The organism is Streptomyces sp. NPDC028298 (genome assembly GCF_055565895.1).
On record NZ_JBVHTL010000008.1, the window covers coordinates 267,855 to 284,671 of the forward strand.

Consider the following 16,817-nt stretch of genomic DNA (forward strand, 5'->3'; position numbering starts at 1 on the left):
TCCATGTCGTGCGCCGGGCGGCCTACCAGCGCAGGAGCACCATCTCGCAGGCGAAGCCCGGTCCCATCGCCAGCAGCAGACCCGGAGTGCCGGGGGGCGGGCGGCGGGTGGCCAGGGTGTCGCGCAGGACGTGCAGGACGGACGACGAGGAGAGGTTGCCCACGTCGGCCAGATGACGCCACGTCACATCCAGCGCTCCGTCCGGCAGTTCGAGCGCCTCGGCGACGGCGTCCAGGATCTGGGGGCCGCCGGGGTGGCACACCCACGCGCTCACGTCCTTCGTCTTCAGACCGTGGTCGCCCAGGAACCCCTGGACGTCGTCGGCGAGATGACGGCGCACCACGTCGGGGATGTCGGCGTCCAGAACGACCCGGAAGCCCGAGTCCTCGACCTCCCAGCCCAGGATGCGGCTGGTGTCGGGATACAGCCGGCTGCGCGTGTCCACGATCGTGGGCCCCTCGGCTTCGCCCGTACGACCGGAACCGCACACCACCACCGCGGCGGCGCCGTCACCGAACAGGCCGGTGGCGACCAGGTTGGCCAGGGAGGCGTCGTCACGCTGGAAGGTCAGCGAGCACAGCTCCACCGACAGCAGCACCGCCACGTGTCCGGGCCGTCCCAGCAGACAGTCGTGGATCCGCGACAGGCCCGCGGCGCCCCCGGCGCACCCCAGGCCGAACATCGGCACGCGCCGGACGTCCGGCCTCATTCCGAGGCGGCCCGCCACCCGGGCGTCGACGGAGGGCGCGGCGACGCCCGTGACGGAGGTGAAGACCAGCAGGTCGACGTCGGTCGCGGACAGACCGGCCAGACGCAGCGCCTCCCGGACCGCCTTGGCGCCCATGTCCGTGGCGGCCTGGATGTAGACGTCGTTCGCGGCGCCGAACCCGTCCAGTGCCTCGTACGCCTCGAGCGGGAGCGTCATGTGGCGGCCGCGGACCTTCGCGGCGCGGTGCAGCCGGTCGAGCGCGTGGCGGTCGGCGCCCTCGCGCAGACACCTGCGGGCCACCATGTCGGTGATCTCCGACTGGTCGTAGCGGTGCGGCGCGAGGCTTCCGTGAACAGCGGCGATCCGCGTCATAGGGCTCCCGTCCGAACCGGCTGGGGTGGGCTGCCCAACAGGCCTTCCCCGGACCGGCGCCGCGCCACCAGGGATCGCCCGTCCGGCCGTTCGCCCCGTGGCGCGCCCCGGCCGCGTGGACGCGGCCTCCTACCATCGCCGGGTGGGTACTCCCGAGCACATGACGGCCGGTGACGGCGCGGGGCGCGGGAGCGGCCTGCCGGCCGGTCTGGCCCGGGCGTGCCACCCGGGCGCCGTCCTGGCCGTCACCTCGCTGACGGCGGCGCTGGCCGTGATCAGCGGCCGCGGACCCGCGGGTTGCGTGCTGGTGTGGGCCGCCGTGCTCGCGGGGCAGTTGTCCGTCGGCTGGTGCAACGACGCGTTCGACGCGCGGCGGGACATCGCGGCCGGCCGCCGCGGCAAGCCCGTCGTGGCCGGCGCGATCGGCGCGGGCCGGGTGTGGACCGCCGCCTACGCGGCGCTGGCGCTGTGCGTACCCCTCTCGCTGCTCTGCGGCCTCGGGGCGGGCGCCGTGCACCTGGCCGCGGTCGGTGCGGCGTGGGCGTACAACCTGCGGCTCAAGACCACCCGTTGGTCCTGGGCGCCCTACGCCCTGGGGTTCGCCGCGCTGCCCGCCTTCGTGCGCCTCGGGCTGCCCGGCCATCCGTGGCCGCCCTGGTGGGTGCTCGGCGCCGGGGCGCTGCTGGGGATCGGAGCGCACCTGGGTGATGTGCTTCCGGACATCCGCGGCGATCTGGCGACGGGGGTACGGGGGTGGCCGCAGCGTCTGGGACCCGACCGGGCCCGGCTGCTGCTGCCGGTGCCGCTGGTGATCGCGTCCGCGCTGCTCGCCCTGGGACCGGCGGGACCGCCCGGCCGACGCGAGGTGACGGCGCTGGTCCTGGTCCTCCTGGTGGCGGTGACGGGGACGGTGCTGGGACGGCGCCGGGAGCGGCTGGCGTTCGTGACGGCGGTCGTCGTGGCGGCGGTGGATGTGATCCTGCTGCTCGGCGGCACCGGGATGGGGCCCACCTGAGACACCCGGCCCCCCGGACACCCGGGCACCTGGCCCCCGGACACGCGGACACGCGGAAGACCCGCACCGTGCGGTGCGGGTCTTCCTCAGCGATTCCGTCCGGCGAGCCGAGCGATCACGGGGTCTGGCGGCGTCCGGCACCCGGCCGGTCGTCCTCCATCACCCGGCCCCGAACGGGGGTGCCGTCAGGGGTCGTTCAGCGACCGTCGTGACCACGGTGGTCGTCGCGGTCGTGGCCACGGTGGTCGTCGCGACCGTGGCCGCGGTTGTCGTCACGGCCGTGACCGCGGTGGTCGTCACGACCGTGGTTGCGGTCGTGGTGCCGGCCCCAGGAGACGCTGTCGACGAAGCGGCCGCGGTCGGTGCGCAGCGTGGCCTCGTCGGAGCGGTTGTCCCACACCTCGTTGCGGCGGTCCTGGTAGACGTCGCGGCTGGTGTCACGGCCGTAGCCGGTGTGGACCCGGACGGTGGCACGGCCGCCCAGGGTGAAGTGCCGGAACGTGTACCGGTTGCCGTCCTCGTCCGACAGCGTCCAGCCGTTCAGGTTCACCCCGTGGCGACCCGAGTTGGTGATTTCCACCCACTCCGCGTTCAGGGAACGGGCGGAGCGGTCGTCAAAGCCCGGCGCGTCGCTCTGGACCCTGCTGATGTCGACGTGGGTCCGCTCGAAACGCGGCTCGGCGGCCGAGGCGGAGACGGACGCGGAGCCGACCAGGGCGCCGGCCGCGAGAGCGGCGGCGACGAGGCGGCGGACAGTGACAGACGTGGAAACGGACATGAAAGCTCCTCAAGGTTCGAGAGCCGGCACACCCCGTGCGGGCGCCCCTTTCGGGGAACCCGCACGGTGCGACCCTGTGCGAGTCCCGGCCCGGTGGCCGAGGACTCATAACTTGCTGCACATCCGCGCCCTGGACGTGCGACACCCGACCGCTGTTACGAATTACGGACATGTCGGTTACAGATGCTTGTATCAGCCCTTTAACCGCCGAAAGCCGATGAGTGATGGCTCGTCATCGCCAACTCCCGTACTCCTACAGCATGTAGGCCGTAGCCGGACATCCCTCACGTCAACATGGCAAACCGGGCGCTCACCCTAAAGTGAGTAACGTCGTTCCGGTCCGGATCGGCGTGTGCAACGGGTCCGAGAAGCACGGCGGAAGGCCGGGGACGGGATCCGAGCGGCGATTCTCGGGACACGGGACCGGGATCCGGGATCGGCAGGACCGGGATCCGGGATCCGCGGGACCGGGTGACAGGTGCCGGCGAAACAGGAACACCGTCGAGCTGGTGGGGGAATCATCGCCGCGACGAGCGGGCGTCGGCGGGACCGTCGTCGAGCGACGGGCCGCGAGAGTTCGTGCGCCTCGGCACGACCTGCGCGAGGTGGTGGGGCGCTGACGAGGGAGGACGGCGCCGCGAGGGGGCCGTCGGAGCATCGGCGCCGGTGGCGCCGGAAGGGGCGGGTTCGTCCCCGCGCGCGGGCGTGTCGCACGCTGCCGCGGTGTCCGTGCACGGACCGGCCGCCCCTCTTGGGAGGACGGGGGCCCGGGTGGTCCGCCGACCGCACGGCGCCTCGATCGCGGATGTGCGACGAGGCGCCGTGCCGGCGTGACGCGGGATCAGGCGGGGGTGATGTTCTCCGCCTGCGGGCCCTTCTGGCCCTGGGTGATGTCGAACGTCACGGCCTGGCCTTCCTGGAGCTCACGGAAGCCAGTGGCGTTGATGTTGGAGTAGTGGGCGAAGACGTCGGGGCCGCCGCCGTCCTGCGCGATGAAGCCGAAACCCTTTTCGGCGTTGAACCACTTGACAGTTCCGCTGGCCATGCCAGTGCCTCTCACTCGATGACGGGTCCGCACCGCGCGGACCCGGAGGTAGTCGTCCTGGTCCTCGGGCACTGCACAGCAAAACGCCCGCACCACGGCGCGGGCAGGTACTGCGAACCACGACATCTGGCGGCGACGTTACACGGCGAGAGCGCCTCTCACCAGAGAGCGAGGGCCGTCAGGTGGAGCGCCACTGCAGCCACACACACCCCACCATGGCCGGATGTCCGCATTCGGCCGCGGTCGTCGAGGGACGTCGCGACGCGGTCGGCCCATGTCCCGGGGTCACGAACCACCCGTCAGGTCGGCGCCGAAAGGGAGCACCGGCCGGGTCCGTCGCACGCGACGCAGGACATGGCATGAAGGCCCGATCGGCCACGGCGGCATCGGTCGGCGCGGTGCGGGGCGGGCGGCGCGACGCGCGGGGCCGCTGTCGGCCGGTGTGGTGAGTGGGTCGTACAGGCTGGATGCGGGCTCTGTCGCCGGTCGCTGACTGTCCGTACGCTGACAAGTCAGGTAGCTTCAGGCGTGATCGACGGGGGGAACCGTCATGTCCTGGGATCATCAAGGTGCTCGTGACGGCTTTGTCGTGCCGCCGATGCCGACCGCGCCACCGCCCGGTCCGGCGCATCCGTGGCGGGCCGTCGCGGTGGCGCTGCTGAACCTCAGCGGGCTCGGGCTCGGATACGCCGTGTTGCGCCGCTGGGTGCTCATGGCCGTGTGCTGGGTCGCGACCGGGCTCCTGCTGCTGGTGGCCCTGCCCGCGGACCCCGACGGGGTCCCCGGTACGGCGGTCGTGCTCTATCTGGCCTTCCTCGTGCTGGCCGCCGCGCACGGCGCGTCCGTGGGCCTGCGGAGCCGGCTCGCGCTGCTGCCGAGCGCCCTGATCGCGGCCGTGCTCGGCGTCGTCCTGCTGGCCGTGCCCGCCACCGGCGTCGTCCTGTACGACGGGGCGCGTGACGAGGCGACGGAGCAGATGCTCCTCGACCGGCTCGACCGGGCCGACGAGCTGGTCGTCCGCTCCGGGAAGTCGGACTTCGCGAACGGCGAGGCCGGCTATCGCCGTGCCCTGTCCGCGTACAACGCGCTGCGCGAGGACCACCCGGACTCCCGCGCGGCCTCGCGTGTGCCCGGGCGGCTCAAGACGTACTACGCCACCGTCGGCGCCCCGTACACGCGCAAGGACTACTGCGCCGCCGTCCAGCCCCTGAAGTACCTCCGTACGGTGCCGAGCACGATGGACAAGAAGGCGGTGGGAGACCTCGCCGACTGGCCCGACGACCGGCTGGCGACGTCGCTCTACGAGTGCGCGGCCGCGTCGCTGAGCGGCGGGAACGAGGGCTGGACCGCGCAGTTCGGCGAGCTTCTGTCGACCTTCCCCAGGTCCGCGCAGGCCGGGAAGGTCGAACCCGCCGTGAAGAGCGCGGTCGACAAGGCGGTCGGCTCGGTGGGCGGCGACGACCCGTGCGACGCCGTGAAGCAGCTCGACGGCCTCGCCACCCAGGTCCGGGGACTGCCCGGGGACGAGGCCGGTCTGTCCGACGCCCTCGGCAAGGACGCCGACCGCGCCTCGCGGAGCGCGAGCACGGGCGGATACGCCTGCGGCCTGGACCAGTACAAGGACAAGAACTTCGGTGACGCCGTCACCACCATGAACGACTTCGCCAAGAACAACCCGCACCACAAGAACCGGGCCCGCGCCCAGAAGATCGCCATCGCCGCGGAGGTCGCGCAGACCGTGCCGGCGGCCGGCAAGCGTCTGCCGACCACCGCGTCGGGTGGCAGCATCGCCGTCACGGTCAAGAACGACAGCCCCGACGAGATCACCGTCCTGTACACGGGACCCGTGACGGGGAGCTTCAACCTCAAGGCCTGCAAGGGCTGCACCTCGTACTCGCTGGGCAGCACGCTGGGGATCGGCTTCAAGCCGTGCAGCGACAGCGGCAAGCACTACCCGCAGCGGACCATCCGGCTGCCCGTCGGCACCACCTACTTCGTGCACAAGTCCCGCAGCGCCACGGGCAAGTCCCCCGCCTCGGACACCGCCAAGCTGTCGCCGGGCTACATCTACACGGAGTGCGCGTACACCACGTCGAGCTTCGGCTACTGACGCGACGGCGGGGCGTCCGGCACCGGACCGGGCGTCCCGCCGTCGGCGCAGGCCACACCCACGGACACCACCTCACAGGGCTCGCGGTGGCGGTGTGTGGGGCGCGTAACCGGTGGTGATCGAGTCGCGTGACAACCGCGTAATGGGATCTTCGTAGCGTCGGTGGAGACAGGTGCCGATCACACGGAGGGCCGCTCGTGACCACGACCACCCAGCAGGTGCGGACGGTCTGCTCGTACTGCGGTGTCGGCTGCGGGATGGTCCTCGACGTCGCGATGGGTCCCGACGGACGGCGTACCGTCCTGAAGGCGTCCGGAGACAAGGCGCACCCCGCCAACTTCGGGCGGCTGTGCACCAAGGGAGCCACGACGGCCGACATGCTCGCCGCCCCCGGACGGCTGGCCTCGGCGCTGGTGCGGACCGAGCGGGGAGCGGAGGCCGGGCCCGCCCCGCTGGACGCCGCGATCGCCGAGACGGCCCGCCGGTTCAGGGCGGTGATCGACGAGCACGGCCCCGACGCCTTCGCCCTCTACGTGTCCGGACAGATGAGCCTGGAGGCCCAGTACCTGGCGAACAAGCTGGCCAAGGGGTTCGTCGGGACCAACCAGATCGAGTCGAACTCCCGGCTGTGCATGGCCAGCGCGGGCACCGGATACAAGCTGTCGCTGGGCGCGGACGGCCCGCCCGGCTCGTACCAGGACTTCGAGCACGCCGACGTCCTCCTGGTGATCGGCTCCAACATGGCCGACTGCCATCCGATCCTGTTCCTGCGCATGATGGAACGGGTCAAGTCGGGCGCCAAACTGATCGTCGTCGACCCCCGGCGCACCGCGACCGCCGACAAGGCCCACCTGTTCCTGCCGGTGCGGCCCGGAACGGACCTGGCGCTCCTCAACGGTCTGCTGCACCTGCTGTACGAGAACGGGCACACCGACCCCGCGTTCATCGCCGCGCACACCGAGGGGTGGGAGGCGATGCCGGAGTTCCTGGCCGACTACCCGCCCGCCGCCGTCGCCGCGATCACGGGCGTGCCGGAGGACGACATCCGCGAGGCGGCCCGGCTCATCGGCCAGGCCGGGGAATGGACGAGCTGCTGGACCATGGGCCTCAACCAGTCCACGCACGGCACCTGGAACACCAACGCGCTGGTGAATCTGCACCTGGCGACCGGCGCGATCTGCCGGCCCGGCAGCGGCCCCTTCTCGCTGACCGGCCAGCCGAACGCCATGGGCGGCCGGGAGATGGGGTACATGGGTCCGGGACTGCCCGGCCAGCGGTCGGTCCTGGTCGCGGAGGACCGATCCTTCGTCGAGGAGCTGTGGGAGCTGGCCCCCGGCACGCTCCGCGAGGACGGGGCGGGCCAGGGCACGGTCGACATGTTCCGGAGAATGGCCGACGGGGAGATCAAGGCCTGCTGGATCATCTGCACCAACCCGGTCGCCTCCGTGGCCAACCGCAGGACCGTGATCGAGGGCCTGGAGCGGGCGGAGTTCGTCGTGGCCCAGGACGTCTTCGCCGAGACGGAGACCAACGCGTACGCGGACGTCGTCCTGCCGGGAGCGCTGTGGACCGAGACCGAGGGCGTCCTCGTGAACAGCGAACGCAATGTGACCCTCGCCCGGCCCGCGGCCGATCCCCCCGGGGAGGCGACGGCGGACTGGCGGATCATCGCCGCCGTCGCCCGCGCGATGGGCTACGAGCGGGGTTTCACGTACGACAGCGCGGAAGAGGTCTTCGAGGAGATCAAGCGCGCCCACAACCCCAAGACCGGCTACGACCTGCGCGGCGTGAGCTACGAGCGGCTGCGGTCCACGTCCGTGCAGTGGCCCGCCGCGCGGGAGGACGGCCCCGACCGCAACCCCGTCCGCTACGTGGACGGGCAGGGCGGCGGTCCGGTCTTCCCGACGGCGAGCGGCCGTGCGGTGTTCCACGCCCGCCCGCATCTGCCGCCCGCCGAGATGCCGGACGACGACTACCCGTACGTCCTGAACACCGGCCGGGTGCAGCACCAGTGGCACACCCTCACCAAGACCGGCAGGGTGGCCAAGCTCAACAAGCTCAACCCCGGGCCCTTCGTGGAGCTGCACCCGGAGGACGCCACCGCGCTCGGTGTCGCAGACGGCGACTCGGTGGAGGTCGCGTCGCGGCGCGGCCGGGCGGTGCTGCCCGCGGTGGTGACCGACCGGGTGCGGCCCGGCTGCTGTTTCGCGCCCTTCCACTGGAACGACCTGTTCGGTGAGTACCTGAGTCTCAACGCCGTCACCAGCGACGCCGTGGACCCGCTGTCCTTCCAGCCGGAGTTCAAGGTGTGCGCGGTGTCGCTGGCCAAGGTGGCGACTGCGGTGTCGGTCGTCGCGCCGCACACCGCCGGGGTCGCGGCGACGGGCACGGCCGCCGGGGCCGGTACGGCGGTGAACGGGGCCGGTGTCGAGGCGCGTCCGGCCGGCACTCCGGGCGCCGCGTCCGCAGGGACTGCCGTTCCGGCCGCCCTGGCCACCGGTCACGCCGGTCCGGCCGGTCACGCCGATCACTCCGGTGCCTTCGGGCTGGCGCCCGCCCCGCCTCCGGTCCTCGCCGAGCACGAGCGGCAGTACCTGATCGGCTTCCTCGCCGGTCTCGAATCGGGCGCCCCCGGCGTGCCGGTGCTGCCTCCGGGCGCGCCGTTCAGCGCCGAGCACGCGCTGTGGGTGAACGGCGTGCTCGCCGGCATGTACTCGCGGACGGCTCCCGCGACACCGAACCCGGCCCCGACCCTCGCGACCGCCGGCCCCGTCCGGGAGGTCGTCGTCCTGTGGGCCTCGCAGACCGGCAACGCCGAGGAGTTCGCCACGGCCACCGCCGACCGGCTCACCACCACGGGGCACAAGGCCACGCTGGTCGGCATGCACGACGCCCACCCGGGCGAACTGCCCGCCGGTGCCGACGTCCTGCTGATCACCAGCACCTTCGGGGACGGCGACGCGCCCGACAACGGCTCGGGGTTCTGGGACGCGCTGGCCGCACCCGACACACCCCGCCTGGACGGCCTGCGCTACGCCGTCCTCGCGTTCGGCGACTCCTCCTACGACGACTTCTGCGGGCACGGCCGCCGCCTCGACCAGCGCCTCGACGAACTCGGGGCCGTACGCCTCGCCCCGCGCACGGACTGCGAACCCGACTACGGGCCCTCGGCCACGGCCTGGCTCGACCAGGTCCTCGCCTCCCTGACCGACGCCACCGAGGCGACCTCTCCAGGGACGCCGAGGGCACCGGCTCCCCCGGCCCCTCCGTCCCCCGCACCGCCGTCTCCCGCACCCCCGTCCGCCGTGCCGATGAAGCGGCCGGACCCCGTCACGGCCCGGCTCACCGGAAATCAGCTCCTCAGTCTGCCGGGCGCGGGCAAGGAGGTCCGGCGCTTCACCTTCGACACCCGCGACAGCGAGAGCCCGCTCCTCTACCGGGCGGGCGACGCCCTCGGCGTACGCCCCGTCAACTCCCCCGGTCTCGTCACGGAATGGCTGGCCACCACCGGGCTCGCGCCGGACGGCACCGTGCGTCTGGAAGACACCGGGGAGCTCCCCTTCTTCGACGCGCTGCACCGGCACCTGGACATCACCCGGATCACTCCCGGGCTGCTGCGCTTCGTCGCCGAACGCACCCACGACCGGGTCCTGAAGAAGCTGCTGCGCCCCGACAACAAGGACGAACTGGCCCGGTGGTCCTGGGGCCGTCAGGCGGTCGACCTCGTCGCCGAGCACCCGGTCCGGGCCGACGCCCAGGAGTGGGCCGACGTGCTGAGGCCGCTCCAGCCCCGGCTGTACTCCATATCGTCCAGCCCACTGACCGACCCCCACCTCGTCTCGCTGACGGTCTCCGTCGTCCGCTACGAGACCCCGGGCGGGCGGCCGCGCCAGGGCGTCTGCTCCCCCTTCCTCGCCGACGCGCCCCTCGGCACACCGGTGCCGGTCTTCGTGCAGTCCTCTCCGAGGTTCACGCCGCCGGCCGACCCCGACACCGCCATGGTGATGGTGGGCCCCGGCACCGGGATCGCGCCGTTCATGGGCTTTCTGGACGAGCGGCGCGCGCTCGGCCACCGCGCGCCCAACTGGCTGTTCTTCGGCGAGCAGCACCGGGCCACCGACTTCTACTACGAGGACGAGCTGGACGCGTTCCTCGCCGACGGCACGCTCAGCCGGCTGGACACGGCGTTCTCCCGCGACCAGCGGGCCAAGGTGTACGTCCAGGACCGGATGCGCGAACGCGGTCCCCAGCTGTGGTCCTGGCTCCGCGACGGGGCGCACCTGTACGTGTGCGGCGACGCCTCCCGCATGGCCAAGGACGTCGACCAGGCCCTGCGGGACATCGCGGTCGCGCACGGCGGGCTCGGCCAGGACGGCGCCGCCGCGTACGTCAAGCAGCTCACGGCGGAGAAGCGGTACGTGCGCGACGTGTACTGACGCGTGAGCGACGTGACCTCACGACACGGGTAATTTGGGACACCTCAGAGCAAAGGAGGGCCTCCGTGGGCAAGGTGGTCATGTACAGCTCGGTGTCGGTGGACGGCTTCGTCGCGGACGAGGACGACCAGCCCGGGCCGCTGTTCGACTGGCTGTCCAGCGGTGACGTCCCGTTGGACGACAGCGGCGCGGTGAAGGTGTCGCAGACGTCCTACGACTACACCCGGCCGTACTGGGACCGGATCGGGGTGACGATCGTCGGCCGCCACGTCTTCGACCTGACGGACGGCTGGGAGGGCAAGCCTCCGGGCGGGATCGACCACGTGGTCGTCGTGACGCACCGGCCGGAGCCCGCGGGCTGGGACCCCGAGGCGCCGTTCCACTTCGTCGACGGCGTCGAGGCGGCCATGGCCGCGGCGCAGGAGCTCGCGGGTGACCGCATCGTGGAGGTCGCCGCCGGCGACGTCGGTGGCCAGGTGCTCGCCGCGGGGCTGATCGACGAGGTGCGCATGGACGTCGTACCCGTCGTGTTCGGGTCCGGCAAGCGCTACTTCGGGTCGGTCCAGGCGCAGCACCTGTTGGAGGATCCTGACGTGGTGATTCAGGGCGACCGGGTGCTTCACCTGCGCTACCGGGTGCGCCGTTGACCGATCCGAGCCGACATGGGGCCCGACACCATCGGACGGCTCAACCGCGCGTCACCGGAGGTCGACGGGTGTCGTGGGCGGGCCGTCGCGTCGTACGGCGGCGAGCAGTTCCGGCAGCCGGGGCGGCCACAGCGGCTCGCCGGCGCCCGAGAGCTCGCGCGGCGACCACCATCTGCCCCCGAGAATGCCCTCCGCCGCCTGCCTCGGTGTCCGCGTCCGTTCACCCTCGCAGAGCGGGAACCGGCTGTCGATCGGGCCGCGCGGGGGCGGGAGCAGGGGGTCCCTCGGGGGCGGGAGCAGGGGGTCCCGCGGGGGCGGGTGACCCCGCGGAGAGGGTGCCCGGTGTGATGGTGTGACGGCCGGTTCCGGCGGGCCGCGGGCCTCCGCCGGACGGCTGAGATCTGGATCACCGACAGCAAGAGGTCAAGGTCACAGCCTGGGCCTCTGCTGTCGCCCTAGTGCTCTGACCTAGCATCCGAGCATGACAGTCCTGCCCAACGACGGGCTCGCGCTGGCCGCCGAGTTCCCTTCCGCGACCCATGACCAGTGGCAGCTCCTGGTAGAAGGTGTGCTGCGCAAATCGGGCAAGGAGGTCTCGGGCGCGGCCGCCGAGAACGCACTGTCCACCTCCCTCGAGGACGGGCTCACCACCAGGCCCCTGTACACCGCGCGTGACACGGCGGCGGACGCCGGCTTCCCCGGCTTCGCCCCCTTCGTCCGGGGCGGCAGGCCCGAGGGCAACACCGTGGCCGGCTGGGACGTACGGCAGCGGCACACGGCGGCGGACAACTCCCTAGTCCTCGGCGACCTGGAGAACGGCGTCACCTCGCTGTGGCTCACGGTGGGCGAGGGCGGCGTTCCTGTCTCCTCGCTCGAAGCGGTCCTCGACGGCGTCTACCTCGACCTGGCGCCCGTCGTCCTCGACGCGGGACGTGACGTCGAGGCCGCGGCCCAGGAGTTGCTGCGGCTGTACGCGGCGCGCGGCGTCGCACCGGGTGCCGCGCGCGGCAACCTCGGCGCCGACCCGCTCGGGCACGAGGCCCGTACGGGCACGGCGATGGACTTCGCCCCGGTCGTCCCGCTCGCCCTGCGGTGCGCCGACGCGTACCCGGGACTGCGCGCGCTGACCGTCGACGCGCTCCCGTACCACGAGGCGGGCGGCTCGGCCGCGCAGGAGCTCGGCGCCTCGCTGGCCACCGGTGTCGCCTATCTGCGCGAGCTGACCGAGGCGGGCCTGACCGTCGAACAGGCCTGTGCGCAACTGGAGTTCCGGTACGCGGCGACCGCCGACCAGTTCCTGACGATCGCCAAGCTGCGGGCGGCGCGCAGGCTGTGGGCGCGGGTCGCCGAGGTGTGCGGCGCTCCGGCCGCGGGTGCGCAGGTGCAGCACGCCGTGACCTCACCGGTGATGATGTCGCGCCGCGACCCCTGGGTGAACATGCTGCGCGCGACGGTCGCGACGCTCGCGGCCGGTGTCGGCGGCGCCGACTCCGTCACCGTCCTCCCCTTCGACCACGCCCTCGGCCTGCCGGACGCGTTCGCGCGGCGCATCGCCCGCAACACCTCGACGATCCTCATCGAGGAGTCGCACCTGTCCCGGGTGATCGACCCGGCGGGCGGCTCCTGGTACGTGGAGAAGCTGACCGACGAACTCGCCCACGCGGGCTGGGAGTTCTTCCAGGGCATCGAGGCGGACGGCGGCCAGGCCGCGGTCCTGCGCTCGGGCCGGCTGGGGCGCGACCTGGCACAGACCTGGGCGGCCCGCTCGGTGAAGCTCGCCAAGCGGCGCGAACCGATCACCGGCGTCAGCGAGTTCCCGCACCTGGCCGAGCGCCCGGTGGAGCGCGAGCCCGCTCCCGAGGCACCCTCCGGGGGCCTGCCGCGGGTGCGGCGCGACGAGGCGTACGAGGCGCTGCGGGCCCGCTCCGACGCGCATCTGGCCGCCACCGGGGCCCGCCCCCGCATCTACCTCGCCACGATCGGCCCCGCCGCCGCGCACACCGCGCGGAGCACCTTCGTCGCGAACCTGTTCCAGGCCGGCGGCATCGAGCCGGTCACCGACGGCTCGTTCGAGGACAGCGGCGCCACCGAGGCGGTCCTGTGCTCCAGCGACGCGCTGTACGAGGAGCAGGCGGCGAGCACGGCCGAGGCCCTCGCCGCCGCCGGTGCCCGGCACGTCTTCCTGGCCGGCCGCCCCGCGGACCACGCCGGGGTCGACTCCTACGTCTTCGCGGGCTGCGACGCCGTCGCCGTCCTCTCCGCCACCCTCGACCGCATGGGAGTGTCCTCCTGATGGGAATCCCCGACTTCTCCGGGATCGACCTGGGGACCCCCACCACCGACGGCGGCGCCGACGAGTGGAAGGCCGCCGCGGGCAAGGCCACGGGGGCCGGTGACGCGTTCTGGGAGACCCCGGAGGGCATCGCGGTCAAGCCGCTGTACACCGGGCGTGACGTGGAGGGCCTGGACTTCCTGGAGACCTACCCGGGCATGGCGCCGTATCTGCGCGGCCCGTACCCGACGATGTACGTCAACCAGCCCTGGACGATCCGCCAGTACGCGGGCTTCTCCACGGCCGAGGAGTCCAACGCCTTCTACCGCCGCAACCTCGCCGCGGGCCAGAAGGGCCTGTCGATCGCCTTCGACCTGCCCACGCACCGCGGTTACGACAGCGACCACCCCCGGGTGACCGGCGATGTCGGCATGGCGGGCGTGGCAATCGACTCCATCTACGACATGCGGCAGCTCTTCGACGGCATCCCGCTGGACAAGATGACCGTGTCGATGACGATGAACGGCGCCGTGCTGCCCGTGCTCGCGCTGTACATCGTGGCGGCGGAGGAGCAGGGCGTACCGCCCGAGAAGCTGGCCGGAACCATTCAGAACGACATTCTGAAGGAGTTCATGGTCCGCAACACCTACATCTATCCGCCGAAGCCGTCGATGCGGATCATCTCCGACATCTTCGCGTACACCTCGCAGCGGATGCCGCGCTACAACTCCATCTCCATCTCCGGCTATCACATCCAGGAGGCGGGCGCGACGGCCGACCTGGAGCTGGCGTACACCCTCGCGGACGGTGTGGAGTACATCCGGGCGGGCCGCGAGGCGGGCCTGGACGTGGACGCGTTCGCGCCGCGGCTCTCGTTCTTCTGGGCGATCGGCATGAACTTCTTCATGGAGATCGCCAAGATGCGGGCCGCGCGCCTGCTGTGGGCCAAGATGGTCCGGCAGTTCGACCCGAAGAACGCCAAGTCCCTCTCCCTGCGCACCCATTCGCAGACGTCGGGCTGGTCGCTGACCGCCCAGGACGTGTTCAACAACGTGACGCGGACGTGCGTGGAGGCCATGGCGGCCACCCAGGGCCACACCCAGTCGCTGCACACCAACGCGCTGGACGAGGCGCTCGCGCTGCCCACCGATTTCTCCGCGCGGATCGCCCGCAACACCCAGCTCATGATCCAGCAGGAGTCCGGAACGACCCGGGTCATCGACCCGTGGGGCGGCAGCGCGTACGTGGAGAAGCTGACGTACGACCTCGCCCGCCGGGCCTGGCAGCACATCGAGGAGGTCGAGGCCGCGGGCGGCATGGCGCAGGCCATCGACGCCGGCATCCCGAAGCTCCGGATCGAGGAGGCGGCGGCCCGCACGCAGGCCCGCATCGACTCCGGCCGCCAGCCGGTCATCGGCGTCAACAAGTACCGCGTGGAGACCGACGAGCAGATCGACGTGCTCAAGGTCGACAACTCCTCCGTGCGCGCGCAGCAGATCGAGAAGCTGCGCCGGCTGCGGGCCGAGCGTGACGGCCAGGCGGTCCAGGAGGCGCTGGAGGACCTGACGCGGGCGGCGGCCGGTGAGGGCAACCTGCTGGAGCTGGCGGTGCGCGCGGCCCGCGCGAAGGCCACCGTCGGCGAGATCTCCGACGCCCTGGAGAAGGTGTACGGGCGGCACGCCGGCCAGATCCGTACGATCTCCGGGGTGTACCGCAACGAGGCAGGGGAGTCCCCGTCCGTGGACCGTACCCGGGTGCTGGTGGACGCGTTCGAGGAGGCCGAGGGCCGGCGCCCGCGCATCCTGGTCGCCAAGATGGGCCAGGACGGTCACGACCGCGGCCAGAAGGTGATCGCGACGGCCTTCGCCGACCTGGGCTTCGACGTCGACGTCGGCCCGCTGTTCCAGACGCCGGGTGAGGTCGCCCGTCAGGCGGTGGAGGCGGACGTGCACATCGTGGGCGTCTCGTCGCTGGCCGCCGGGCACCTCACCCTCGTACCGGCGCTGCGCGAGGAACTGGCGGCGGAGGGCCGGGAGGACATCATGATCGTGGTCGGCGGGGTCATCCCGCCGCAGGACGTGCCGACGCTGCTGGAGATGGGCGCGGCGGCGGTCTTCCCGCCCGGGACGGTGATCCCGGACGCGGCGTACGACCTCGTCCAGCGGCTCTCTGCCGACCTCGGGCACGACCTGTGATCCCACTCGACACCTATGTCAAGGGTGTGCTCGACGGGAAGCGGGCGCTGGTCGCCCGCGCCATCACGCTCGTCGAGTCCACCCGGCCCCAGCACCGCGCGCTGGCGCAGGAGTTGCTGACCGAGCTGCTCCCGTACAGCGGGAAGGCCCGGCGCATCGGCGTCAGCGGGGTGCCGGGCGTGGGCAAGTCGACGTTCATCGACGCGTTCGGCACGATGCTGACCTCGCTCGGCTTCCGGGTCGCGGTCCTCGCCGTCGACCCGTCCTCCACCCGTACGGGCGGCTCGATCCTGGGTGACAAGACCCGTATGGAGCGGCTGGCCGTGGACCCGGCCGCGTTCATCCGCCCCTCCCCCACGGCCGGGACGCTCGGCGGGGTGGCGAAGGCGACCCGCGAGTCGATCGTGGTGATGGAGGCGGCCGGCTACGACGTGGTGCTGGTGGAGACGGTCGGCGTCGGCCAGTCCGAGACCGCGGTCGCGAACATGGTCGACTCCTTCCTGCTGCTGACGCTGGCACGTACCGGGGACCAGTTGCAGGGCATCAAGAAGGGTGTCCTGGAGCTGGCGGACGTGATCGCCGTCAACAAGGCGGACGGCCCGCACCAGCGGGACGCGCAGTCGGCGGCACGCGAACTGGCGGGCGCACTGCGGCTGATGCACGGCAAGGACGCCGTCTGGACGCCGCCGGTGCTGAGTTGCAGCGCCCGCGAGTCGGCCGGTCTGGACACTGTCTGGGACCGCCTGGAGCAGCACCGGACGCTGCTCGACTCGACCGGCCGCCTCGCCGAGAAGCGCCGTGACCAGCAGGTGGACTGGACCTGGACGATGGTCCGGGACGAACTGCTCGGCCGCCTGCACGCCGATCGAGCCGTACGGGAGGTGGCCCCCGACCTCGAACGCCAGGTCCGGGAGGGCGAGTTGACGGCCACGCTCGCGGCGGAGCGCATCCTCAAGGTGTTCGGCGGCGAAAGCCGCTGAGTCGGACGGCGGTGGCGGGGCAGGTCGGAGCCCGGCCACCGCTCGAAGCCGCGTGCGCGGGCCGGCCGCAGCGGTGTCGGTCGGCCGCGCGCACGGTCCACAACCAGCCCTGTCCATGCGGGCGTTGCGGCGGTCCGGCCATGAACACGGCACGCGTGGCCACCGTACACAGGAGCACCGGAAACCTTCCGGTGCTCCCGCTCTTGGGCCCTCCTGTGCTCCCCACGGGTCTTCGAGCCCGGCGGGCGTCGCTACCGA

10 protein-coding genes are annotated in these 16,817 nt (G+C 72.3%); 7 read left to right on the plus strand and 3 right to left on the minus strand.

From position 1 onward, the window contains the following. Positions 1-22: 22 nt before the first annotated feature. Positions 23-1,081, minus strand: coding sequence for a type III polyketide synthase (locus ACZ4TO_RS31795; RefSeq protein ID WP_468026053.1), 1,059 nt, complete (start codon positions 1,079-1,081; stop codon positions 23-25). Between the two features lie 142 nt (positions 1,082-1,223). Between ACZ4TO_RS31795 and ACZ4TO_RS31800 the strand changes: the two genes are divergently transcribed. Continuing rightward, the gene (locus ACZ4TO_RS31800; protein WP_468026054.1) at positions 1,224-2,096 is read left to right on the plus strand and encodes a UbiA family prenyltransferase; all 873 of its coding nucleotides are present in this window, start codon (positions 1,224-1,226) and stop codon (positions 2,094-2,096) included. Positions 2,097-2,292: 196 nt separating this feature from the next. Here ACZ4TO_RS31800 and ACZ4TO_RS31805 read toward each other — a convergent pair whose 3' ends face one another. Continuing rightward, a complete protein-coding gene (locus tag ACZ4TO_RS31805; RefSeq protein ID WP_385047150.1) occupies positions 2,293-2,874 on the minus strand; it encodes a lamin tail domain-containing protein in 582 nt (193 codons plus the stop codon). 841 nt (positions 2,875-3,715) lie between these two features. Continuing rightward, complete coding sequence (locus ACZ4TO_RS31810) at positions 3,716-3,919, minus strand: cold-shock protein (protein WP_037622929.1); 204 nt, start codon at positions 3,917-3,919, stop codon at positions 3,716-3,718. A gap of 598 nt (positions 3,920-4,517) precedes the next feature. Between ACZ4TO_RS31810 and ACZ4TO_RS31815 the strand changes: the two genes are divergently transcribed. From ACZ4TO_RS31815 to meaB, 6 genes are all read left to right on the plus strand, one after another. After that, positions 4,518-6,029, plus strand: a complete 1,512-nt coding sequence (locus ACZ4TO_RS31815) for a hypothetical protein (RefSeq protein ID WP_382778678.1) — start codon at positions 4,518-4,520, stop codon at positions 6,027-6,029. A gap of 257 nt (positions 6,030-6,286) precedes the next feature. Next, a complete protein-coding gene (locus ACZ4TO_RS31820; RefSeq protein ID WP_468026147.1) occupies positions 6,287-10,465 on the plus strand; it encodes a molybdopterin-dependent oxidoreductase in 4,179 nt (1,392 codons plus the stop codon). 65 nt (positions 10,466-10,530) lie between these two features. Continuing rightward, the gene (locus ACZ4TO_RS31825; protein WP_468026055.1) at positions 10,531-11,112 is read left to right on the plus strand and encodes a dihydrofolate reductase family protein; all 582 of its coding nucleotides are present in this window, start codon (positions 10,531-10,533) and stop codon (positions 11,110-11,112) included. A 481-nt stretch (positions 11,113-11,593) separates the two neighbouring features. Further along, positions 11,594-13,405, plus strand: a complete 1,812-nt coding sequence (locus tag ACZ4TO_RS31830) for a methylmalonyl-CoA mutase family protein (RefSeq protein ID WP_468026056.1) — start codon at positions 11,594-11,596, stop codon at positions 13,403-13,405. Continuing rightward, positions 13,405-15,579 carry a methylmalonyl-CoA mutase gene (gene scpA / locus ACZ4TO_RS31835; RefSeq protein ID WP_451076250.1) on the plus strand — a complete coding sequence of 725 codons (2,175 nt, stop codon included), beginning with the start codon at positions 13,405-13,407 and terminating at the stop codon, positions 15,577-15,579. The genes ACZ4TO_RS31830 and scpA overlap by 1 nt, the downstream gene beginning before the upstream one ends. After that, entirely contained in the window at positions 15,576-16,559 is a 984-nt protein-coding gene (gene meaB / locus ACZ4TO_RS31840) for a methylmalonyl Co-A mutase-associated GTPase MeaB (RefSeq protein ID WP_382778683.1), read from the plus strand. The genes scpA and meaB overlap by 4 nt, the downstream gene beginning before the upstream one ends. Positions 16,560-16,817 lie beyond the last annotated feature (258 nt).